Raw genomic sequence first — 23,088 nt, 5'->3', positions numbered from 1 at the left:
TATAACGGTTCGTATTATTGCTATGACATTACCAGGGGATATCCCCGATCTTATGCATAACGTGATCAATCTCTTGAAGATCCGCTACCGATAGCGGTTCCGAGTGTACTGCTTGCATATTTTCCTCGATTTGACCTACACGGCTTGCACCGATTAGCACCGAATCCACGCCGCCTTCGCGCAGCGCCCATGTCAACGCCATTTGCGGCAACGTCTGACCCCGGCGCTTCGCAATGGCCTCCAGCGCACGGAATTTGTTGATCCGCTCCTGAGATACGGCCTCTGGTTTCAACGTGCGCAGGCCTGTTTTAAACTCAGTTTCCAGCTTATCGATGTATTTTCCCGTCAACTGTCCGCGACCAAGCGGGCAGAAAGCCACTGATCCGGCTCCCACGTCAGCCAGTACGTCCTGCAGTCCGTTCTCAATCCACCGGTTCAGCATCGAATACATAGGCTGGTGGACGAGCAGCGGTGTACCAAGGTTTTTAAGGATCGCAGCTGCTTGCTTCGTTTCCTCCGGTCCGTAATTGGACAAACCGACATACAATGCTTTGCCTGACTTCACGGCATGAGCGAGCGCTCCCATCGACTCCTCTAATGGGGTATCGCTATCAGGACGATGATGGTAAAAGACATCGACGTAGTCGAGTCCCATCCGCTGAAGGCTACGATCCAGGCTTGCAAGCAGGTTTTTTCTCGATCCCCACTCACCGTACGGGCCAGGCCACATATAGAAGCCAGCTTTAGTGGAAATAAACAGCTCATCCCGATAAGATGCGAGGTCCTTTTTTAAAACGTTTCCAAAGGTCTCCTCAGCGGATCCTGGAGGCGGGCCGTAATTGTTCGCCAAATCAAAGTGCGTGACACCTAGATCGAAGGCGCGTAATATCATTGCACGACTATCCTCAAACGGCTTATCCCCTCCGAAATTCTGCCACAAACCGAGCGAAACAGCCGGGAGCTTGACGCCGCTCCGTCCAATCCGCCGATATTTCATTTGTTCGTATCGATTCTCTTGTGCGATATAAGTCACCTGACTTCATCCTTTCTCATTCCTAGCAAATTACTAATCTTAGACAGCTCAAGTATATCTAACAATTCTTATGTAATGGAATGTCACTGTGATAAAAGTGCATGTCATAATGTTATTACATTACAGTAGCTCCGCCAACATAGGTACCCTTGAGTAGTTTCATTAAAGGAAATTTGCTCGCTACTCCATTCCTTGCTTGATGAGGGTGACGAGAGACACCTCATGAATAGATGCCACTAGACTCACCCCAAACCAAAAATAAACGATTTCAGACTCAGTACATAAATAATTCACTTTTATTATACGCGATGCCCAGCCCCACGGGAAACGTTCAGTACTATCGTTAAAAGAAAAAAGCCGCCTTTTTGGCGACTTCCAGGTGTATATGTTTTTGTCCATTATTTCTTCGGATTCTAGTTGATCTCCAAATAATCAAGGTATGCATCCCATGTTCCGTTTTCAGCTGTTAGAAATAGCTCAATCTCTTGATTTCCGGTTCCATGATTGATATTAGCCAGGGTATAAACTGCAGGATTGCTCCCGCCGAAGTAAAAAGTGCCCTTAGTCTGTCCACCAATTTTTAAGTCGACTCTAGCCATATTGGAGTTATTCGAAGCACCACGGAGTGAAAAACTATGGATTCCACTTGAAAAATACTGCCTGTATTTCACCGAATCATTGTTGGAGTATAAAGCGACCCCGTTGAATGGCGAGCTGATATTCCCGGTATACTGACCGCCTTTGGTCATACTTTCGGCTTCCACTCTCGTGCCTGTGCTCGGAGGAGTTGTAGCGCTGTCAGGCGCCACCGCACGGCCGGTGCTCGGAGAGATCATGCCGGAGCATAAGTTACGGCTCTTGAGATTTTGTGCAATCTGCGGGATCGCTTGAAGCGTTGTCTGGTATTGGTCATGCATCAGGATTACGTCACCGTTTTGCAACTTGCCCGCGGCAGCTACGATCTGAGCGGTAGTGGCTCCGTTCCAATCCTGAGAATCAACGCTCCATAGCACTTCAGTAAGACCGTTTTGGCTTTCGATAGACTTTAAAGTCGCGTTGGTCGCACCATACGGCGGACGGAACAGCTTTGGCGCATTTCCGGTAATTGACTGAATCGTCTGCTGCGTGCGTGTGATTTCCGACAACATTTGCGAGCTACTGAGCGTAGTCATATTCGGGTGGGTATAGGAGTGATTGCCGACCCACATGCCAGCGGCCGCCTGGTCCCGTACCAGAGATGGGTTATTCTGTGCGTTCTGTCCAACGTTGAACATCGTCGCGCGCAAGCCAGCCTGTTTTAGCGCAGCAAGCAGTTTTGTTGTGTTACTGGCATTTGGGCCATCGTCGAACGTCAGACCTACGTAACCGTTCACGCAACTGGTATCGGCAGCACTGGCGACTGGCATCATTGGTACGGAGAACAACATACCAATAAGCATTAGGGCCATTGTCCCTTTTACTAGCTTTGCTTTGAGCATAATACTGTCTCCTCTTAATATAATGTTTGATTTCACCAAGATTTCAATTGAAGATTCTCATTTACATTTCCCTGCTTGCCATGCATTAAATTGCAATCATAGCTTCATCCTTTTAATTGTAAACGTTTACAGATTATATTTTATCATCGAACTCTTCATATTCAACCTACAAATATTTAACCTTATGCTGTAAAAAGTTTAGTTTCTTGTGGCTCAAACTTGTGAAGAGTACGTAGTCCTGAACTGGGGTTTTCTTGAACAAAAAGAGCTGACATCAACCAATGTCAGCTCTATAGAAATTCTTATTTTTTTATTGACGATCCAAGGAAGCCTTTTCTCTCTTGAATACAATCAGGAAAATGGCACCGCCTGTCATTACTGTAGCTAGAAGCAGTAACGTCAAATTGCTGTACAGATACGCCGCAACGTTAGTAACGATTGGGAAAATAAGAAAGTTAAACCTAAGTCGTGTAAGCAGTCCGCCTACAACTGCAATACCGATCCCTTCTGCCAAAAAACAGGAAAAATTTAAAAAACCCATTCCTGAGCCTGATTCATCAGCACTTAGCGAGCCTGCCACAATGGTTGAGATGACCGTTTTGACAAAGGATAGTCCACCAAAAATCAGAACCAATGCTCCTGAGATGATCCAAAAACTACGATCCGCGAAAAGTGAAACGATCAAAAGTCCTGAACTAAGAAGCAATAACCCTGCAACCATGACAAAACGAGCTCCCCGCTTATCGACCAAAGAACCGCCAACAATCCCGAAAAGAATCACGCTAATCGTGCCCGGAAACAGAACACCGCCTCCGATAAGGCTCGTCGACATCTGATGTACTTCTCTCATCATGTAAGGGATCATAGACATAAAACCTGCAACCGTCCCTAGAAGTAATCCCCCTACAAATACGCCCACGATAAACCTTCTCTTTTGGAATAAAGCCGGGTCTACAAAAGGTTCCTTAGCTCTTCGAATTCGCAGCACAAATCCTATGAAAAGAGTGACACTGATGATCAAATACCACCACTCGTAGTGTGTCGTAAATAAAGTAAACGAAACAATCCCAAGAACAAAGAGCAGGCCTCCCGAAACATCAAGCCCACCTTTTGTGACAGGTTCGTCAGGCAGCGTTCGTAAGAAAAACGGTAGCGTGACTAGCGTCATCATCGGTAGAAAAAATAGATAGGACCAATGCACATAGTCTGCAATCCAGCCTCCAAGTATAGGACCAAAACCTTCTCCGAGCGCAACGGTCGACCCGATCATTCCAAAGGCTTTTCCTTGATGCTGCTTTTCAATACTTTTGGTAACGATGACCATAATTAGCCCAGGGACGGCAGAAGCACCTGCCCCTTGAATAAATCGAGCGGCAAGCAAAATCGGAAACCAGGCATGAAAAAGCAAGCCGATTAGCGATCCCCCGCCGTATATCATCATACTGATGAGAACCAGTTTTTTTACACCGTAAATGTCCGATATTTTTCCGTAAACGGCTGTCCCTACTGCAAAAGAAAGAATGAAGCTGGTATTGACATAATTTGCAGCAGACGGCTCAATCCCAAATTGAGCGGCAATGTCGGGTAACGATACGTTAAACACCGTCTCATTTAATACGCTGAAAAATGCAAGCACGCACAGCCAAATCAAAGATTTAGGAATGCGTTCCTCAATCAACTTTTCCATCATGTAAACCCCTTAAGAATACCAGGGATCACGCAGTTTATAGGGCCAGTGATGCGTTGTCCCCTTTCAAATGTGCCCTTCTCTTCACTATGTACTTCATTCTAACGCCTCCAAAAAGTAAAAGTAAAAATCTGTTTAATTAAAATTACCTAACCATATTATCATAAAAAAACAAAAAATATCACCTACAATGTTGACGATAATCATTTCATAACGAGGTAAAGTAAAAACGATTAGTTCCTACTCGTTGGATTACAATGTTCAGCCTTTACACTATCTTATTAAGGCAATCTTCTACTTATTTATTTTCAATGGTAGATCGTCAAAAACCACTATGGAACTAAATGTGTCTATTTAGAAAGCGTCGCAAAATATTCTACAACTATCTCTTGAAATTCCTGAGCAGCCCGCGAAATATACCGATTCCTGTTCCATAATAAAGCGATCTCCCGTATCAATTCGTGATTCTCTACCTGGAGATATTTGAGGTGTCCCTGCGAATTTCGTGCCGTGCTCGGTATGAAAGCTATGCCAATTTCGGCTTCCACAAGAGTGCTAAGCCTTGCAGGTTCATCCCCTTCATACACATATTTAGGCACAAATCCTGCCGACTTGCATACAGAGTCCACTAGATCACGAGTTCCATAGCCTCTCTTTACGCCGACAAACCATTCTTCCCTTAGCTCTGTTAAGGATACGCTATTTCGATCTGCAAGCCGATGTCCCTTTGGAACAGCTACAAGAATGGGGTCGATACATACGATTTTACATTCGATGTCCTTCCCTTCAACAGGAGGTGAGGACAAGCAAAAATCGACCTCTCCTCTATGAAGAAGTTTAACCATTTCCTGTGTGGTCAGCATTTGCACATGAAACTGAATGTAGGGTCTTTTTCTCCGAAATTCTCGAAGAATATTTGGTAATGTGCTTGCGGTGGTCACCGCCAATTCGAGAATTCCGTGTTCTGGGCTGGATAAGTCGGTGAGCTCCTGCTTCCCCTGTTCTAACTCAAATAAAGCCCTTTCTACACGGTAAAGGAATTTGCTTCCAAACTCATTCAATTGCAGTTTCCTCCCTGTTCGATCGAATAAAGGGACCCCCAAATCTTCCTCCAAGCGTTGAATCGTTTTACTCAGCGACGATTGAGTAACGTGCAGACTTCGTGCTGCTTCGGTTACATGTTCCAAACGAGCTACCGTGAGAAAATATTGCAGTTGAAGAAGTTCCATTTCGTACCCCCTATTCATTCCTTCAAGTCAATGAGATTATATCATCAAATGCATTGGAATAAATAATAGATTTCAAGTACGATGACATTAATTCGCTATTGGGGGGACAGAAATGAGTGTTCGCAGCTGGTGGTTAATGATTTCAGTTGGTCTAGGGATACTATTGAACCCATTAAATTCTTCAATGGTTTCTATTGCGATTCCAAGTCTGCAAAATGTGTTCCAACTTGACTTTACAGGTGTTTCCTGGATTATTTTTTCTTTCTACATTGCAAGTAGCATAGCTCAACCTATCATGGGAAAGGCCAGCGATTTATTCGGTCGTAGGAAGATATTTCTTACTGGTCTTGTTGTAGCCTTCATTGCATCATTATTAGCTCCGTTGTCACCAAACTTTGGGTGGCTCATCATGTTTCGCATTGTACAATCCATCGGAACAAGCATGATGGTTGGGGTTGGAATGGCTATTGTTCGAATTCATATTAGAGAGAAACAAGCGACTGCACTATCTGTTTTGTCCATTTTCCTATCAGGTGCGGCAGCAATTGGACCCTTTATTGGCGGGATTTTGGTTCATTGGTGGAATTGGCCTGCCATCTTTTTCGTCAATATTCCGTTTGTGGTAGCCAGCTTTCTATTGGCTTGGAGGACTATTCCTAGGGACGAATCGTCAACATCTGTTGCACGCAATATGTCCTTTCGTAAATGGTTTGATTTGATTGATGCAAGAGGCGTCCTCCTCTTCACATTAGGGCTGGTTGCCCTGCTCGTAGGGTTACTCTCGGTTAAATCATCTGGGCATATTTCGTTAGGAAACGTCATTATCGGTCTAATAGGCCTCGTTACGCTGGGGGCATTCGTACGATATGAGCTAAATGCGACGTCACCCTTTATTCCCTTGCGCACGTTCGCCAAATATCCTGGGTTGACTTGGATTAATGTCGAATTCATGCTCGTTAATGTACTCTATTACTCGCTTTTTTTCGGGCTTCCGTCCTACTTGCAAGTGGTAAGGCATATAAGCGAATTCCAAACCGGAATTCTCATGCTAAGCTTAGGCTTGTGCTCGCTAGCTGCTTCTCCAATAGCAGGACGATGGATCGATAAATCAGGACCCAGACCGGCATTACTGGTATCCGCAATCCTGATGACATTGGGATCGGTGTGGCTTGTAACATTAAATCCAACTTCTCCGGTGATCAGCGTGTGTTTGGCTTTGGCTGCATTCGGTATTAGCAACGGGCTGAACAATGTAGGTATGCAAGCAGCCTTGTTCCAAAGTTCTCCAAAAGAAATAATCGGTGTAGCATCCGGATTGTTTAATACATCAAGATATCTGGGAACTATTTTCTCTTCATTGTTGATTGGTATCGTAATGGGAGATAAGTTCAACTTTGAGGGATTTCAAGTGCTTGGGATTGTCCTTACGATAATTGCATTGTCTTTGGTATTCATGAGTCGGCGGCGCCGGGAGTCAGTACAATTGCGAGAGTCATAGGTTCACCGTTTCTTCAAATAACCCTCTCCACTCTTTATTTAACGTTAATTTTTCAACGCAAGAGAAAGGAGATAAGTTAAAAAACAGCCGAGCGATCGGCTGTTTTTGAGTCATTTCCACTTGCGGGTTCATTTACAAGAACACCTGGAGGTATTATCCTTCATGTTAGTATCTAAAAACCTGTAGTATATTGTTTCGGGATCGTTATTTCTTTTTTCAAGTTTGTTGCAGCCTCAAGAGCCCAATAAGGGTTTCTTAACATTCCTCTCCCGACAGCCACAAGATCTGCATCCTCATTTCCTACTACAGCGTTTGCCAGGATTGGGTCATCTAGTCTTCCGACTGCAATAACTGGAACATCAAGTGCTTGTCTGATTTCTCGAGCAAGTGACACCTGATATGCTGCGTGACTGCCTGGTCTACCCCACGCAGCGATAGGTCCTTCCCCGCCTGAAGAAACATCAAATATATCTACCCCTGCTTGTTGATATTCTTTGGCAAAAGAAATGCTTTCTTGAATACCGTATCCTCCTGCTACATATTCTTTTGCGGAAATACGCATGATAAGCGGCATGTCTTCCGGCATCTCTGCCTTGGCTACCTGAATAATTTCCCGACCAAATTTTGTGAGATCTTTCCCGTATTCATCATCTCTTTGGTTGGTAAGAGGAGAGTGAAATTGATGGATTAAGTATCCGTGAGCTCCATGTAATTCAATGGCATCAACTCCGGCCTTCACAGCACGGGCTACAGCACCGCGGAACTTCTCCACCATTTCTTTAACTTCTTGTGTTGAAAGAGCTCTAGGTAATTTAGATTTCTCATCAAATGGAATAGCGGACGGTGCAACAGGCACTTCAGCATCTTCTGCTTTGCGTCCAGCATGAGCAATTTGGATACCTACTTTTGCTCCATAACTATGACAGGCATCTACAATTCTTTTCAGTGCAGGAATTTGCTCATCAGACCACAATCCCAGATCGAAATCAGAAATCCGTCCATCTGGTTCTACATCGGTCATTTCAATTATAATAAATCCCGTTCCACCAATTGCACGACTTACGTAGTGCATGAAATGCCAATCCGTAGCTATACCATCTTTCTTATCAACAGAATATTGACACATAGGAGGCATGACAACCCGGTTCTTTAATTCCAAACCTTTAAATTGATAAGGACTAAATAAATCTTTCATTTAGAAAGACCCCTTTCTAGGTTTTATAATGAACACCACAATGAATGCATGCGCATGCATATAATATAGCATGTATTTTTATTTGTCAACTTGCGTTTAAACTTGCGTTTACGTAAATAAAGACCTAGAGAATGTATTCTCCAGGTCTTAAATTTTTTCAATGAGGGATTGTAATTTTTGCTTCAATCCATTTTTCAAAAGGGTGGATTCCAAAACCTGGTTGAAGGTTTCGAGTGCTTTGTCAAACTTCTTTTCACCAAAATCGGTCATGCTTGTATAGATTCCCCTACGATCATCTTCACATATATGTCTTTGCAAAGCTCCACAGCTTTTCGCTTCCATTCTGACCACTAGTCTAGATAACGCACTTTGGCTTAATCCAACCATCTCTTGTAACTGCTGTAATCGCAATTTCTTTTCCTCAGTTTGAGATAAAAAATATAGAACCAAGAATTCGTTTAAGGATAAACTATAGTTTTCTTGAAGTGCATGTTCCAATTCGTCGTTGATATTCGTTTGAAGTTTATTAAGAGACAGCCAAATATTTAAAAATTCAATATTATTGTTGTCTTGCATCTCGACTCACCCGTTCTATTCTGAAGTATAAATAACACATAATATAGGAGTCATCATAGGGAATAATTAATTCTATCAGGGTTACTGGGAATGGTCAAAAACTAAGAACAGAACACAAAAACACCTTTCAAAATCAGCCTCCATATTTAATGGAAGCATTCTCCTGAAGGTGCTTTATTTTGAAACCCATTGTAATTTACTTATTATTTGTGGTCGGATACTTTTCTACGCATTCCAGCCAGTCCTAGTAACCCAAGCAAGCCAAGCCATCCCCAATCCATATGGTTATCATTACCTACGGTGTTTGGTACACTGTTAGCGTTGTAGGTTGAATTGTTGCTGTGATAAGCGTTATTAGCGTTAGTGTTATTGGCCACATCTACATTTGCACTTTGTGCTGATGAAGGGGTGACTAAAGCTGCAAAGAAGAACATTGAAGCTACAGCAGTAACTATTTGTTTTTTCATAACCAGGAATCCTCCCTAAAAGTGTGATGCATATAATTTCTCCAAAAAGAAGCTCGTTATTCCCTTATGCATTTACAAATTTATTTGGATAGTTTTGATCAATGATTGGAACTATAAGTCTGGTGTAAAAAATATTATAGGAGAGGTTATGATGGGAATATTAAGTGGAAATCCAAAAAATGAACCTATGCATTATGGCGAAATTTTCAGTGTTTGGCAATTCTCATTGGTTGCGAAAGGGGCTTTATCCTTCTATCAAGCATTCCTAAATCACGCAGGAGATAAGGATTTGAAAAAAATATTGGAAGCACTTATTGATCAAGCCAGACTTGAAATTAAAGAGTGCGATACGCTCCTTAATGACAATGGGATAGCTCCAGCGCCAGTCTTACCTGAAAGACCTGAAGCGAAACTTGAAGATATTCCTGTTGGTGCAAGGTTTACTGATCCAGAGATCGCCGCTAAAATTGCATCTGATACCACATTGGGAATGGTGGCTTGCAGTCAAGTTATGGGTCAGTCCATCAGAGAGGATATAGGCGCCTTGTTTGCAAAATATCATCTTACTAAAAGCGCTTTGGGAGTTAAGATTCTTCAATTGACTAAAGAAAAAGGATGGCTGATACCTCCTCCACTTCAAGTGAAAAGGCCAGAAGCTGTTGATGTTTAAAAAAAGATTAAATTGAAAGTTATAACAAACAACCCCCATTATTCTCAATATGAGAACAATGGGGGTTAGATTTGTAACTAGTCATTCCCAGTACTTTATAAGTAACCTTGTGGTTCTTTAAATATCTCTTCGAATCACACTCTTGGTCGCTGCTGCTTCAAAAATCGTCTCAATCAGCACCAGTACACGATGAACTTCTTCGCTTTTGATCGCAAGCTCCGCTTTGCCTTCAATGGTGGAGACAAAGTTTTCGTAAAAACTTTCTGCTGCAGCAGGTATTTTCTCAATCGGGAACTTAAGGGTGGATTCTTCCGATGGCGGTGCCATCGTTTTCGTCAATCCTTGACCTGCTTGAATCGGTTTGGGTTCCACGTGAGCGACATCAGGATTCCGGGTGACAATCTCTCCACTCAAATCCCAATCCTTGATCACAACGGTACCTTCGGTTCCTTTAATATACCAACGCGGCAGCTTTACGTAATTCGTTGTACCTACTTCAATGACTGCTGTAAGACCGTCCTTGAACTCAATGAAGCTGCTAAAGCCATCATCCACTTCTGTCCCCAGAATATAACTTAAGGTAGCGGTCACGCTCTCGATTTTGCTGTCCGTAAACAGAAGCAGCTGGTCCAACAAGTGTACTCCCCAATCCAGCAGCATTCCTCCACCGTACGCCTTCAATTGCCGCCAGTCGCCTGGGATGCCGTTAGCCCCCTGAACCCGGGATTCCAAATGAAATAGATCGCCAACGGTCTTCTTGCTGATCATATCTTTGACAATCCGGAAATCTTCATCCCACCGACGATTCTGATGTACAGTAAAGATACGGTTTTCTTGCTTGGCCACCTCGACAATATCTAGGAAATCTGCGCTCGTTATCGTAACTGGCTTTTCGCAAATCACATGTTTACCAGCTTGCAGTGCTTGGATTGCGATTTCTTTATGAACGTCATTAGGCGTTGCTATTAATATAATATCTACATCCTGATCGCCAAGAACGGCATCTAGGCTGGGATAGGTTTTATACCCGGCTGCTGCAGCCAATTCCATCCGATAGTCGACAATATCATATACACCACCAATGGCAAGCTGCTCAATAGGTTCAATTAATTGAACATGGTAGCTTCCCATACCTCCATAACCGACAATAACTACATTATATTTCCGATTGTCCATTTCCATTTTCCTTCCACTCCTAAATTGAGCCACCACATATCAAACGGTTGCTCCTGGATCGAATTCAATTGTAAATCGGTTATTGCCAAGCAGGTCATCCGTAAGATGTTATCCTGCATACGCTTTCATTATAAAGCAAATCTCCCCCCAAAAAAAGGGGATATTATGATCTACGAGATTTAGCATTGGATAAATACTCACTCAAAATTTCCTGCATTGACTTTTTACAAAATTGGGGATCAAATTAAGGAAGTTGTATGTAACAACGAGCAATCTGAATCAAATAGTTTAGAAAGCAATTTTTATCTGCCTCCAACCAGGTATAATACCAACTAGCACTACTTTCGCAGAGGAATTGATGTATTCATTATGCGGGGAATAGAACATTTCAACGTCTCCCGAAGACTTTAATTTGGGAAATCATGAATCAGTAATTCGTGTTTAAGTTACTACCTCCTCACGAGGGGGGTCTCCACCCCCCACATGAACTCACCAATAAATATCCATCTTTATTGAGGCTGTAAGGCTGCGTATGCCCAGCTCTTCTATTTGGTAATTAGAGAGCTGAATGAGGGAATCGTCACCGTATCTTTCTTTATTTTTACACCCTTGGAGCTGGAAAAGACTACTTTCCTTTTCTGCTTATCCCCATCTTTCATCTGGAGCGTAACCGGCTCCCCTGACAAATTATGATATATATACAATGTTTCTTTGCCAGAAGAACGTTGGTATGCCGCCACGTTGTCAGAGCCTGCTTGGATTGGTTCTAGATTATCGCTACGAAGAGCTTCATGTTCTTCCCTCAGACGGATGAGCGTGCGGTAGCTTTGTAGCAGGGAATCATTGTCCCGCATCTGCACTTCTACCGATACTTCGCCTCGGTTATATTTGGGTACCTCCCACGTCGTTTGACCGCGGCCTTCTCCCTTGTACCAGCGCATAGGCTCTCGAAGATACTCATCGGGCTTCTCTCCCTTCATGCCGATTTCTTCTCCGTAATAGAGAAACGGCTGACCTGGCAGCGTCAAAAGAATGGATGCAGCCAGCTTGGCTTTTCGCACATCCCCGCCCAGCTCGCTCATAACACGGGTCTGGTCATGATTGCTTAGGAACGGAGCATCAAGTGCCGCCTTATTGTATGATTTGTACAGCTTCAGCGTTTTCTCAGCGAATGTTGCGATACCCTGATCCCGGCCGTTTTTCACAGAGTTCAATATCGTTCCGCCTAGGTCAAAATTAAACAGGGAGTGGAGTGATTCGTAATAAGGAGCTATGGTCTCCGGTTTATCCCATACCTCTCCAGCCAGATATACATTTGGATTTATCTTTTCCATCTCGGAACGAAACTCATTCCACCACGCAATGTTTTTATCGGCACCATCTTTCGTTTGCCCTTTAAAAATATGCATCGCCGCATCAAGCCGGAAGCCGTCTGCACCCTGTTGCAGCCAATACTTACCGACTTTAATCATTTCCTTACGGACTTCTGGATTGTCAAAGTTCAGATCTGGCATCCCCGACCAGAAGGTACCATAGAAATACCCTTCGCCATTCGGATTCTTATGCCATACCTGCTGGCCCCATGATCCCTTTTCATCCAGATTTGTCTTCTCATTTGCCCATACGTAATAGTCATGGTATTTGCTTTGTGGATTGGTGCTGGCCTCCTTGAACCAAGGGTGCTCGCTGCTCGAATGATTGATAACAAGGTCGATGATCACCTTGACACCCTTTCGTTTTGCTTCTTTCGTCAAGGTGCGAAAATCATCCAGATTCCCATACTGCGGGTCCACTTGATAATAGTCGGTAACATCATATTTATGGTAGCTTGGAGACGGATTCATGGGCATGAGCCAGAGGCCACTAACCTGCAAATCCTTGCCCGAACGGGAGTTGCCGTCGTTTAAGTAATCAAGCTTTTGTGTAATCCCTTTCAAATCACCGTGCCCGTCCCCATTCGAATCATAAAAAGAATTAATATAAATTTCGTAAAACACGCCGCTTCCAGCAGAATCCGGAGGCTTATGCCCATTCATTTCTTGCTCGGCCATTGCACCTGAGGCGAACATCGTGAGCATAGGCACCGTTAACAGGATCATGGACCAGTTTCTTAAGCGTTTGTTACGAATCAAAATATATCAGCTCCTTTAATTGTTATGGGTGCGCCTTCATTATAAAGAAAACCCATCCAAAAAAAGGGGATATTATTATCTATTATAGTGGAAAATATCGATTTTATTGTTTGATGTCTGTAACGAACAAACTGCCTGGGTCAGAGGATCTGTTGGTGATCCTTAACCCAGGCAGTTTGTCTCATATCCGTTCTTATCCTTTTACAGCGGACCCTACCGTCATCGCCCGTTCTACTTGTTCACTCAAGAACAGATAGACGAGCACCATTGGCAAGGAGGCCATGGTCATCACAGCACCCATAGCTCCCCAATCCGTGCTGTAAGAGCCTTGGAAGAAAAGCAATCCGAGTGGCAGTGTCTTCATATTTTCATCAGAAATGAGAATATAGGCCAAAGTGAACTCATTCCAGTTGTTCAAGAATTGAAAAATGGCTACAGTTGCAATGGCAGGTAATGCAAGTGGCAAAATGATCTTCAGGAACAGTCTATAAATATTAGCTCCATCCATGCATGCCGCCTCTTCGATCTCCTTAGGAATTCCTATAAGGAACCCGTAAAAAATCATTGAAGAGAAAGGAAGCCCAATTGCGATATAGGGAAGAATAAGAGCTCCGTACGTATTTGTAAGATGAAAATCGCGAACCAGAATCGCCAGCGGGATCATGATAACCTGCAGTGGCATAAACATTCCTATGATCATATAAGTCCGGACTGCAGAACGGAACCTCCATCTCATACGAGCTACTGCGAAGGCAAACATCAGAGCTAGCAAAAGAATGAACAGAGTCGAAATCGTGGATACGACCAGACTGTTCAAAAAGTAACGTGGAATATTAAACTGCGTCCATGCATTGATGTAATTTTCGTAGCGAAAATGCGTGGGCAGTCCAAATGGGTTAGAGACAAAGATCTCATCGTTATTCTTGAACGAATAAGAAACCATCCAGAACAACGGGTAGACCGAAATAATAAAATACAACCACAGCGGTATCTGCAGAACAGCTTGTCTGAATTTGCTCAAAGCGATTTTACTCATTTCGTTCTCCTTTTCAATACACGCCTTATCAGGCGGTTTGTCCGCGGTCGAACAGCTTATTGATAACTACAGTTGCCAATAGCGAGATTAGTACAAGCAGCACGGATACAGCACACGCATACCCATAATTGCTTTCCATAAAAGCATAGCGGTATATCATGAATGTCAATGTATAGTTTGTAGTTCCAGGCCCGCCGTTTGTCATAATCAGCATCTGCACAAAGGCCCCAATTCCAGAAGTAATCGCAATGATGAAGCAAAATTTGTATGTCTCTCTCATTAGAGGAAGCGTGACATGCCAGTGCGCTCTCCATTTGCTGCAGCCATCAATCGTGGCAGCTTCAAAGTAATCCTCGGGTACTGATTTCACTCCTGCATATAGCAACGCAAATTGGTATCCCATAAACTGCCAGGCATTAACGAAGGCGATGGCAATAATGGATGCTGTCGGGGAACTCAGCCAATTTTGCTGATAGGGAATATTTAAGAGATCAAACAGCCGATTAATTAATCCGTTGGTGGGATCATAGATTGCGATCCACAGCTGACACACCACGGTGACCGATAGGACAACTGGGATAAAATAAGACGTTTTCAGTATTTTTCGCCCGCGTGTGCGTGGATCGGCACAGATTAGCGCTAATAGCGTTCCCAGTCCGATCTGAAAGACCGCCAGCACAATGGCAAAGATTAATCCGTTCTTAAGCGAAGTAGCAAGTAAAGGATCGGAGAAGAGCTCTCTGTAATTACTCAATCCAGAGAAGGTCAGCGTGCTCAGGCCATCCCAATCATAAAAGCTGCGAATGACGGTTTGTAGCACAGGATATATCAAAATCACGCTATACAGTATCAAAGCAGGGAGGAGAAACAGTGCGAGCGCTGATTTGTTTCCCATATATTTGTTCATGTCTTGCTTCCACCCCTTATCTTTGGAACGTCATCCCCAGGCACCTTACGCTGCCAAGGGATGACGATTCCATGAATTCTCAGTTTTCTTTATTCAATGTGCTATTCAGATTGCTTACAAAATCGTTTTCAGAAAAGTTGTCTACCATCATATTCTGAGTATTGTCATTAATCGTGTTCTGAATTTTTGTATTACTCAGAAGTTGCGCATATTCCTGCGCATTTGGCAGCAACTCTTTGACAACTCGCTGCATCATTGCTGGAACGTTGGAGGCCATTGGCTTATCAACTTTCACTGGAACAATTGGACTTCCAAGTTGGGTATATCTGTACTCTGCTGACTTTGAGGCAAGGAATGCCGCTACCTTTACGGCGGTTTCCTTATTTTGGCTATTCGATGATACTGCGTAACCCTGTGGGGAACCTGAGCCGTCAATAAAATATTTGGACTTCTCATAGGTTGCTTCGTCCTTTGCAGGCCAGTACATCCAGTCGACTTGATCGCCCAGCTTTTCCTGGGAGCTGTAAATTTCCCATTGTCCATTCACGAACATAGCAGCTTTGCCCTGATAAAATAGGGACGATGCCTGATCATAATTGGTGTTCGTAGCGTTTGCATCAAACAATCCAGCTTTTTGCAGTTGCTTCATCTGCTGTGCCGCTGTTACGAATGCTTCTGGCAATGCTTTTACACCTTTTTCATCAAGTGCTCCGAATCCACGCGGCTGCTCCCTTGTCACCAGTCCATTATAAAAAGCAGTCGTAATCCATTTTTCTTTTGCAAAAATTGACATTGGTACATAACCAGCAGCTTTCAACTTTTTCGCTGCATCGGCCATCTGATCAATCGTCTTAAGCGGTGTCTTGATTCCTACCTTCTCAAAAATGGACTTATTATAATAAATCATTTGGAATTCTATACCAGTTTCAGGGTAGGCATACACATGATTATCAGGAGCTACCAAACGCGATTCAACACCCGGGTTAAGATTCTTCTTAAATTCGGCTGTTGTATCATAGTTGTCCAGCACCTCAACATTTTTCGATTTTGCAAAAGTTTGCAGAACTGACCAATCTGCTAAATAGACATCCGGCATGTTGCCTGTTGCTGCATATGTTTTAAGCTTCTGACCTCCGTCCTGCACGGCAGGATCCAGTTCAATTTCTACGTTTGGCATCTTCTTTTTGAGCTCTGCCACCGCATAATCAAACGGCTTTATGGTATCTTCATCGAAATGCTGCGCATACACCTTCAATTTGATCGTTCCGTCCCCTGATCCGTTTTTGGTAGAGGCTGAGTTATCTCCACCACAAGCGACCAATCCGACGGACATGGTGAGCACTAGCAAAGCTGCACTCCAAATTTTGAATTTTTTTTTCATTTGTTTATCCCCCTCTTGTAGAGTCTTTGATGATTGCGCTTTCATTTGTTTGACTACAGTATACTGCTGCTTCTTTTCTTCTTTAAGGAATAAAACGGGTATTATCAGTAAAAAACGGGACAAATAGAGCAGCGGTCCTCCAAAATAGGAAAACCGCCAGACTTAATCGGTGTGCTTGAACCCCGTAAGGAAGATGCTACCTTTTTTTGAGTTGCTCATATTCAGTTGGTGTCATACCAAAACGTTTCTTGAAACATTTGCTGAAATAATTAGGGTCACTGTATCCGACACTTTCAGCGATTTCTGACAGCTTCCGATTTCCATTCAGCAAAAGCTCCTTGGCCTTTTTCATCCGGATGTGTGTAATATGATCCACGATGGAGAAGCCAGACTCCTTGCGAAAAACACGCCGCAGATAGCTGGGATCGACGAATACTCCGCAGGAAACCTGCTCGGCAGATAACTCTGCGTCTGCATAATGTTCCTCAATATAGTTGATCGCCGCCGCAAACAAATTGGAAGCCTTTGTAGGGCGCATATTCTCCATCAACTGGATCAGCTTGCGGTACAGGGCGAGCATCCAACCTTCAGCAGCCATCCAGGAATCTAACTCCCGCAGCCGATCGTAAGGAGACTTGTCTCCTCCGTCATCCCATAGCCGGTCATAAGGAATGCCTCGTTCACTCGCAAAGGAAAGTGCCAGAGATACAATCCCCATAAGCATTGCATCTGCATATTCGTCTCCCCATTTATATATGCTAAGCTGACGAATTGCCTTACGGATCTCCTCTAACGTTTCACTGTCTTTCATTCGGAGGTCAAGCACAACCGCATCGCGTAGATGTCCCAAATCAGGCATACTCGCTCTGCTCTGCAGCGCTTCACCGCCATGTCCTCTTAGCTCTGCGTTTTCGCTCTCCTGTGGAAGCACTGGTAATTTCGGCTTAATACGCTCCAACATGGAGAGCATCTCTTCTGCATTGAATGGTTTTAGTAAATAATCCTGCACTCCAGTTCGAACGGCCTTCTGTAGATATTCAAACTCGTTATGTCCGGAAATGAATACAATCACGATTCGTTCGAACTTGACTTTCAACCTTTCGGCTAATTCAATTCCATCAATAAATGGCATATTGATATCAACGAGGGCGAGATGCGGCTGATGCCGATCGGCTTCCTGAAGTGCCTCCTGCCCGTTCCTGGCTTCGCAGCAAACCCGAAAGCCGTGACTTTCCCAGTCTATCTTTATACGCAGAAAGTCTCGGAACAGCGGCTCATCATCAACAATCATCACTTTATACATCTTGGTGTTCACTCCCCCTTGGCAGCATTGGTAGCGATAGGTCAACAATGGTTCCCTCTCCGAGAGCACTTTGTACGGATATCCCATACTCATCGCCAAAATACAGACTCAGCCGTTGCTGAACACTGTAGGTACCGATTGATCGTATTCCTTCTTTAGGTAAATGTCTGGACATAATGTTCTGAACTTGAATTTCATCCATCCCCACACCGTTGTCCTCCACCCGCACGATCACCCTATCATTCTGTTTAAAAGCAAATATACGGATAAATCCTTTTGTTCCTTTCTTCTTAAGTCCATGGTAAATTGAATTCTCAACAAGTGGTTGGAGTGAGAGTTTCGGGATCGGTGTACCCGCAAGTTCTGAAGGGATATCCACTTCATAGCGGAATACATCGGGATAACGAATTTGCAGAATTGTCAGGTAATCATCCGTAATCTGAGCTTCTTTCTCTAAAATAATGAGTTCCCGTCCCTTATTTAGCACCATTCGATAGAAATCTGCCAGTGCTTTCGTAGTATCGCGAGCCTCATCATTACGATCTAGCTCATTAAGTGCATAAATGGTATCTAAAGTGTTATACAGAAAATGCGGTTTTATTTGAGCCGTCATCAGCGCAAGTTCATATTCACGCTTGCGGTTCTGTTCCTGCCTTACTTCATCCAGCAGTTCCCGAATCCGTTTTATCATAAAGTTAAAAGCTTCAGCGATGGTACCGATTTCATCCTCTGTTCGGACTGTCGCAACCGATTGCAAGTCGCCGGCTACTACTTTCCGCATTGCTCTATTCAGTTGTTCGAGCGGGCTAACGACCATTTTGGACAAAAAGCTAGCGCCTAGCCAGGAAAAGGCAAGACACAATGCGCCGATTAAGAGCGTAAGCCTTACATTTTGCCGAACATCAGCTGTAAGTAGACTAAGAGAAACAATATTGACTAACTTCCAGCCCATTCGGTTATAATCATTGACCGTCACCAGGTTGCCATCATTCTCAAATGAGCACGTTTTTTGGGACACATTAGCCCCACAACGTTGGATCGCCTTCACCAATTGTGAATTCACTGGCTTCATCAGCATCCCATTGTCTTCTGCCACAGCCACACGCATTTTGTTATCTAAAAAATAATAAGATTTGGGTGCATCGGGATCGCTGGAACGAAAATAATCAGACAAAGCTTCTTCTTTCACTAACAGAAAAAGCGTTCCATACGGTTCGCCGGTGTCAATATTAATGACCATCTTTCCCAGTGTCAAAACCGGAGAGTTTGGATCTGGTGTCAGGAAATCTCTCTTCTCCATATCAAACCAGAGTGCCTGTCCATAACTTTCGGATTCCCTCACTCGCTTGAGCATGCTATCGACTTTTCTATCATCCCCACTTTCGGTATAAGAAGCGAAAATTGTCCCTTCATTATCAATAAATACCGCTGCATCCACCTCGCGAAAAATTGACAAATCAATAGATAGGCGGCTTTGCATCAGGTTTCTAAATTGAACACGATCCACGGCAGTATTGGGTCTAACACTGTAGGAATCATACATCCGGTTAATATTCGTGACCATAATATTGGCCGCTGTTTCCACACTACTGAATATGTAGTCTGTTCGGGACAAGATAAGCTGAGATTCGTCCACTACATTACTGGTAGTTTTCTCTATCAATGAACGGCTAAAAAGTTGGTTGGACAGAAGTCCAAGAATAAGCAGAGAAATAATAATGAGCGGGAGAAATACTGCGATAACCTTGCTTTTAAAACGAAGACGACCAAACCACTTGCGAGCTAGTGACAGAACTTCCACATAGAACCCCTCCGGCATCAAGAGAATATTCATCATGTTAACATAACTAATCTGAACAGTAATAGAACTAAATTAATGTTAAAAAAATTCAACAGCCCATCTTGAAAGTGCCAAAAGGATATGTTAGGATAAAGTCGATTTTTAGTAAAATTATTAACTAAAAAGGTGTGAGCTCTTTGGCAACCATTAAAGACATTGCCCGCGAAGCGGGTGTGTCTGCCGCAACCGTTTCAAGGGTTTTAAATAACGATCTGTCACTGTCCGTGAGCCCAGACACCAAAAACAGAATTTTTTTAATTGCTGAGCAGATTGGGTATAAGCCCTCCCGGCTGAGGCAGTTAAAGAGGAACACGGAGCGTGCCGGGAAAACGGTTTCACTCCTGCTGTGGTGTTCCATTGAGGAGGAAAGGGATGATCCGTATTATGCCTCAATCCGCCGTGGAATTGAATTACGCTGTGAAGAGCTTGGTTTGACATTGGGGCAGACGCTGCGAGGCCGCTCCTCTCTCGGCACCTTGCAGAAGGCAGACGGGCTGATTGTAGTGGGAGGCGTTGATCCTGAGGAGGTGTCCAAGCTATATCCAGATAAGAACACCATTGTCCTTGTTGATCAGTACCATGAGCAGCTGGAATACGATTCCGTGCGACTCCATTTCCGGCAAGCGGTCGATCAGGCGCTCGAACATCTGCTTGAGCTTGGCCACCGACAAATCGGATTTATCGGCGGCAAAAGCGATGGAGAACGAAGGGCGCATTATTTTGAACGGTTCATGCGGGAACGAGGACTGTACAATCCTCAGTTCGTCCGTATAGGTGCCTGGAGTACCGCGGATGGCTATCTCATGATGAACGAGCTCCTAGCCGAGCAGGAACGACCGACAGCCTGCTTCGCCGCAAGCGACCCGCTCGCCATCGGTGCCCTCCGCGCCCTTCATGGACATGGAGTCAAGGTACCGGAAGATATGGCTATTGTCGGCTTCGACGACATTGAGATGGCTGCCTTCGTGCAGCCTCCGCTAACTACTGTGCGTGCCTATCCTGAACAGATGGGAAAAGCTGCCGTGCAGCTGCTATCTGAACGGTTTGAAGGACGTGAACCACCTGCGTACAGCGTGATCGGGACTAAGCTTGTCATACGGGAAAGCTCATGCTTAAACAGTAAAACCAATACTTGAGAGTCATTTGTCATTGATAAGTATCCTTACGTAAAACAATCGAGATGATAACCCCTAAGGAGTGAATATCATGAACATTCATGTTAACGAGGCGCTTGGTTTGTTTCACCTGCAGTCCAAGGATTGCAGCTATATTATCCAACTTGTAGAAGGATATCCTGCACATGTCTATTGGGGAGCTCAACTTCATCATGACGAAAGCCTTGCAAGTATATTGGAGCTTAGAGAGCGCTGCTCCTTCTCCCCTACTCCCGATTCTTCCAGTCGTACGCTTTCTTTGGATACGCTTCCACAAGAATATCCACAGTATGGAACAAGCGACTTCCGTCAACCGGCTTATCAGGTTGCGCTTGCCGATGGAACTCGAACTACGGAGCTAAAATATAGTAGTTACCGTATTGAACCAGGTAAGCCCAAGCTCGAAGGACTTCCTTCCGTCTATACCGAATCGGATGATGAAGCAACAACTCTCTTGTTGTTCCTTGAGGACCAGCACTCTGGCCTTAAGACTACACTGCTTTATACTGTATTTGCGAACCACAGCGCTATTGCTAGGTCTACTCTTTTTGAATATAAGGGAAGCGCTGTCATGAATATTGAGCACGCAATGAGCGCTTCTGTCGATTTCGCCGATTCCAATTACCAAGCTCTCTATCTATCTGGTGCCTGGGTTCGGGAAAGACATATCCAACGCCGCGATCTCGGGCCTGGCGCCATTCGCTTGGAGAGCCGACGGGGCTCCAGCAGTCACCAAATGAATCCTTTTCTGGCACTGCTTCGTCCTGATGCAACTGAAGATCGTGGGGATGTGTACGGCTTCAGTCTGATTTACAGCAGCAACTTCGTCGCACAGGCAGAAGTAGAGCAGTTTGGTCAGACCCGCGTAAGTATCGGAATCAATCCTTTTGACTTTTCTTGGCGGCTTGAACCGGGTCAGTCATTCCAGACCCCTGAAGCTGTATTAGTCTTTTCTGAAGAAGGTCTTGGGGGCATGTCACGCACCTATCACAGACTCTACCGCACACGTCTGTGCCGTGGGGCTTACCGCGACAAAGAACGTCCGATTCTCGTGAACAATTGGGAAGCCACATATTTTGACTTCGACGCCGATAAAATCGAAGCAATTGCCAAAGAAGCGGGACCTCTTGGCATTGAGCTATTTGTTCTTGATGACGGTTGGTTTGGCAAGCGCGACAGCGACAACAGCTCGCTTGGGGATTGGTTTGAGGACCGTCGCAAGCTACCCGGCGGTCTTACCGACCTAGCCAAGCGGGTGAATGAACAAGGATTACAGTTTGGCTTGTGGGTTGAGCCAGAAATGATATCACCAGATAGTGAACTGTATCGCAGCCATCCCGACTGGTGCCTGCATGCGGAAGGACGGCGGCGGACGGAAGGTCGATCCCAACTGGTGCTCGATCTCTCCCGCAAGGAAGTGTGCGATTACTTGTACGAGACGCTTAGCTCCGTATTCTCGATCGCTCCAATTACTTATGTCAAGTGGGACATGAATCGTAATATGACAGAGATTGCTTCAGCTACCGCTACTAGCGAACGTCAAAAGGAAACTGCGCACCGTTATATGCTCGGACTTTATGATCTGCTGGAACGCCTGACCTCACGGTTCTCGGATATCTTGTTTGAAAGCTGTTCCGGCGGAGGCGGACGATTCGATCCGGGGATGCTCTACTATATGCCGCAGACATGGACCAGTGATGATACTGATGCTATTGAAAGATTAGCGATACAGTATGGCACCAGTATTGTATACCCAGCCAGTACTATGGGAGCACACGTATCGAATGTGCCAAACCACCAAGTGGGTCGAATCACCTCTCTCGCCATACGTGGCGACGTGGCAATGAGCGGAAATTTTGGCTACGAGCTTGACCTTACTGCATTTACGAATGAAGAAAAAGAGCTCGCTGCCAAACAAATTGCCCAGTATAAAGAAATCCGCTCCCTTGTACAGCAGGGAGATATGTATCGACTTCTTAGTCCGTTTGAAGGCAAAGGCGATACAGCCTGGATGTTTGTCAGCGAAGATCAGTCTGAAGCTTTTGTCGCTTATTTCCGTGTGCTGGCTGAGCCAAATGGACCTATTCGGCGATTAACTCTCAAAGGACTTGACCCAGCTAAAAAGTATACCATCGAAACTGGAGCTACTGGCAATGCTTCCAGCCCTATCAGTACCTTGGCCGAAGATGGCGTTTCTCCCTTCCGTCTGGCGTTTGACGGTGAAATTTTTGGAGGTGACCGTTTAATGAAAATTGGGCTTGTTGTCTCGGATCTTGCTGGGGATTTTGCCAGCTCTACGTTCCGCCTTAAAGCGATCCCCTGTTAA

At 44.5% G+C, this 23,088-nt stretch carries 19 protein-coding genes; 4 read left to right on the top strand and 15 right to left on the bottom strand.

Annotation, left to right across the window (positions count from 1 at the left end; translation table 11 throughout):
- Nucleotides 1–28 precede the first annotated feature (28 nt).
- The 4 genes from ACQQ6X_RS03265 to ACQQ6X_RS03250 form a co-directional block, all read right to left on the bottom strand.
- Entirely contained in the window at nt 29–1,033 is a 1,005-nt protein-coding gene (locus ACQQ6X_RS03265; protein WP_305168095.1) for an aldo/keto reductase, read from the bottom strand.
- 413 nt (nt 1,034–1,446) lie between these two features.
- The gene (locus ACQQ6X_RS03260; protein ID WP_305168123.1) at nt 1,447–2,511 is read right to left on the bottom strand and encodes a polysaccharide deacetylase family protein; all 1,065 of its coding nucleotides are present in this window, start codon (nt 2,509–2,511) and stop codon (nt 1,447–1,449) included.
- Between the two features lie 310 nt (nt 2,512–2,821).
- Nucleotides 2,822–4,198, bottom strand: a complete 1,377-nt coding sequence (locus tag ACQQ6X_RS03255; protein WP_430493595.1) for an MFS transporter — start codon at nt 4,196–4,198, stop codon at nt 2,822–2,824.
- 350 nt (nt 4,199–4,548) lie between these two features.
- A complete protein-coding gene (locus ACQQ6X_RS03250) occupies nt 4,549–5,427 on the bottom strand; it encodes a LysR family transcriptional regulator (RefSeq protein ID WP_305168092.1) in 879 nt (292 codons plus the stop codon).
- Nucleotides 5,428–5,539: 112 nt separating this feature from the next.
- Between ACQQ6X_RS03250 and ACQQ6X_RS03245 the strand changes: the two genes are divergently transcribed.
- Entirely contained in the window at nt 5,540–6,925 is a 1,386-nt protein-coding gene (locus tag ACQQ6X_RS03245; RefSeq protein WP_305168091.1) for an MFS transporter, read from the top strand.
- Here ACQQ6X_RS03245 and ACQQ6X_RS03240 read toward each other — a convergent pair.
- From ACQQ6X_RS03240 to ACQQ6X_RS03225, 4 genes are all read right to left on the bottom strand, one after another.
- Nucleotides 6,920–7,057, bottom strand: coding sequence for a hypothetical protein (locus ACQQ6X_RS03240; RefSeq protein WP_305168090.1), 138 nt, complete (start codon nt 7,055–7,057; stop codon nt 6,920–6,922). The two genes, ACQQ6X_RS03245 and ACQQ6X_RS03240, sit on opposite strands and share 6 nt — an antisense overlap.
- Before the next feature lie 40 nt (nt 7,058–7,097).
- Entirely contained in the window at nt 7,098–8,120 is a 1,023-nt protein-coding gene (locus ACQQ6X_RS03235) for an NADH:flavin oxidoreductase/NADH oxidase (protein ID WP_305168089.1), read from the bottom strand.
- 147 nt (nt 8,121–8,267) lie between these two features.
- Nucleotides 8,268–8,696: a MarR family winged helix-turn-helix transcriptional regulator gene (locus tag ACQQ6X_RS03230; protein ID WP_305168088.1), complete on the bottom strand. Its 429-nt coding sequence runs from the start codon at nt 8,694–8,696 to the stop codon at nt 8,268–8,270.
- Between the two features lie 203 nt (nt 8,697–8,899).
- The gene (locus ACQQ6X_RS03225) at nt 8,900–9,163 is read right to left on the bottom strand and encodes a WGxxGxxG family protein (RefSeq protein ID WP_305168087.1); all 264 of its coding nucleotides are present in this window, start codon (nt 9,161–9,163) and stop codon (nt 8,900–8,902) included.
- A gap of 151 nt (nt 9,164–9,314) precedes the next feature.
- Between ACQQ6X_RS03225 and ACQQ6X_RS03220 the strand changes: the two genes are divergently transcribed.
- A complete protein-coding gene (locus tag ACQQ6X_RS03220) occupies nt 9,315–9,833 on the top strand; it encodes a DUF3231 family protein (RefSeq protein WP_305168122.1) in 519 nt (172 codons plus the stop codon).
- Nucleotides 9,834–9,950: 117 nt separating this feature from the next.
- Here ACQQ6X_RS03220 and ACQQ6X_RS03215 read toward each other — a convergent pair whose 3' ends face one another.
- The 7 genes from ACQQ6X_RS03215 to ACQQ6X_RS03185 all read right to left on the bottom strand — a co-directional run bounded on the left by ACQQ6X_RS03215 (nt 9,951) and on the right by ACQQ6X_RS03185 (nt 19,569).
- Nucleotides 9,951–11,015: a Gfo/Idh/MocA family protein gene (locus tag ACQQ6X_RS03215; protein ID WP_305168086.1), complete on the bottom strand. Its 1,065-nt coding sequence runs from the start codon at nt 11,013–11,015 to the stop codon at nt 9,951–9,953.
- A gap of 539 nt (nt 11,016–11,554) precedes the next feature.
- The gene (locus tag ACQQ6X_RS03210) at nt 11,555–13,141 is read right to left on the bottom strand and encodes an alpha-amylase family glycosyl hydrolase (RefSeq protein ID WP_305168085.1); all 1,587 of its coding nucleotides are present in this window, start codon (nt 13,139–13,141) and stop codon (nt 11,555–11,557) included.
- Nucleotides 13,142–13,334: 193 nt separating this feature from the next.
- Complete coding sequence (locus ACQQ6X_RS03205; RefSeq protein ID WP_305168084.1) at nt 13,335–14,177, bottom strand: carbohydrate ABC transporter permease; 843 nt, start codon at nt 14,175–14,177, stop codon at nt 13,335–13,337.
- A gap of 28 nt (nt 14,178–14,205) precedes the next feature.
- Complete coding sequence (locus ACQQ6X_RS03200; protein ID WP_063211085.1) at nt 14,206–15,084, bottom strand: carbohydrate ABC transporter permease; 879 nt, start codon at nt 15,082–15,084, stop codon at nt 14,206–14,208.
- A gap of 79 nt (nt 15,085–15,163) precedes the next feature.
- Complete coding sequence (locus tag ACQQ6X_RS03195) at nt 15,164–16,465, bottom strand: ABC transporter substrate-binding protein (protein ID WP_305168083.1); 1,302 nt, start codon at nt 16,463–16,465, stop codon at nt 15,164–15,166.
- A 196-nt stretch (nt 16,466–16,661) separates the two neighbouring features.
- Nucleotides 16,662–17,768: a response regulator transcription factor gene (locus ACQQ6X_RS03190; RefSeq protein WP_305168082.1), complete on the bottom strand. Its 1,107-nt coding sequence runs from the start codon at nt 17,766–17,768 to the stop codon at nt 16,662–16,664.
- Nucleotides 17,761–19,569 (bottom strand): cache domain-containing sensor histidine kinase, encoded by a 1,809-nt coding sequence (locus ACQQ6X_RS03185; protein ID WP_305168081.1) that lies wholly within the window; start codon nt 19,567–19,569, stop codon nt 17,761–17,763. Before ACQQ6X_RS03185 ends, ACQQ6X_RS03190 begins: the two co-directional genes overlap by 8 nt.
- Nucleotides 19,570–19,745: 176 nt before the next feature.
- On the opposite strand from ACQQ6X_RS03185, the gene ACQQ6X_RS03180 reads away from it, so the two are divergent.
- Nucleotides 19,746–20,744: a LacI family DNA-binding transcriptional regulator gene (locus ACQQ6X_RS03180; protein ID WP_305168080.1), complete on the top strand. Its 999-nt coding sequence runs from the start codon at nt 19,746–19,748 to the stop codon at nt 20,742–20,744.
- A gap of 70 nt (nt 20,745–20,814) precedes the next feature.
- Nucleotides 20,815–23,088, top strand: coding sequence for an alpha-galactosidase (locus ACQQ6X_RS03175; RefSeq protein ID WP_305168079.1), 2,274 nt, complete (start codon nt 20,815–20,817; stop codon nt 23,086–23,088).

Origin of the sequence: Paenibacillus ottowii, assembly GCF_050516475.1 — a bacterium.
GTDB lineage: Bacteria > Bacillota > Bacilli > Paenibacillales > Paenibacillaceae > Paenibacillus > Paenibacillus ottowii.
Note: the sequence above shows the minus strand (reverse complement) of the source record. Positions and strands in the feature narration are given on the sequence as shown.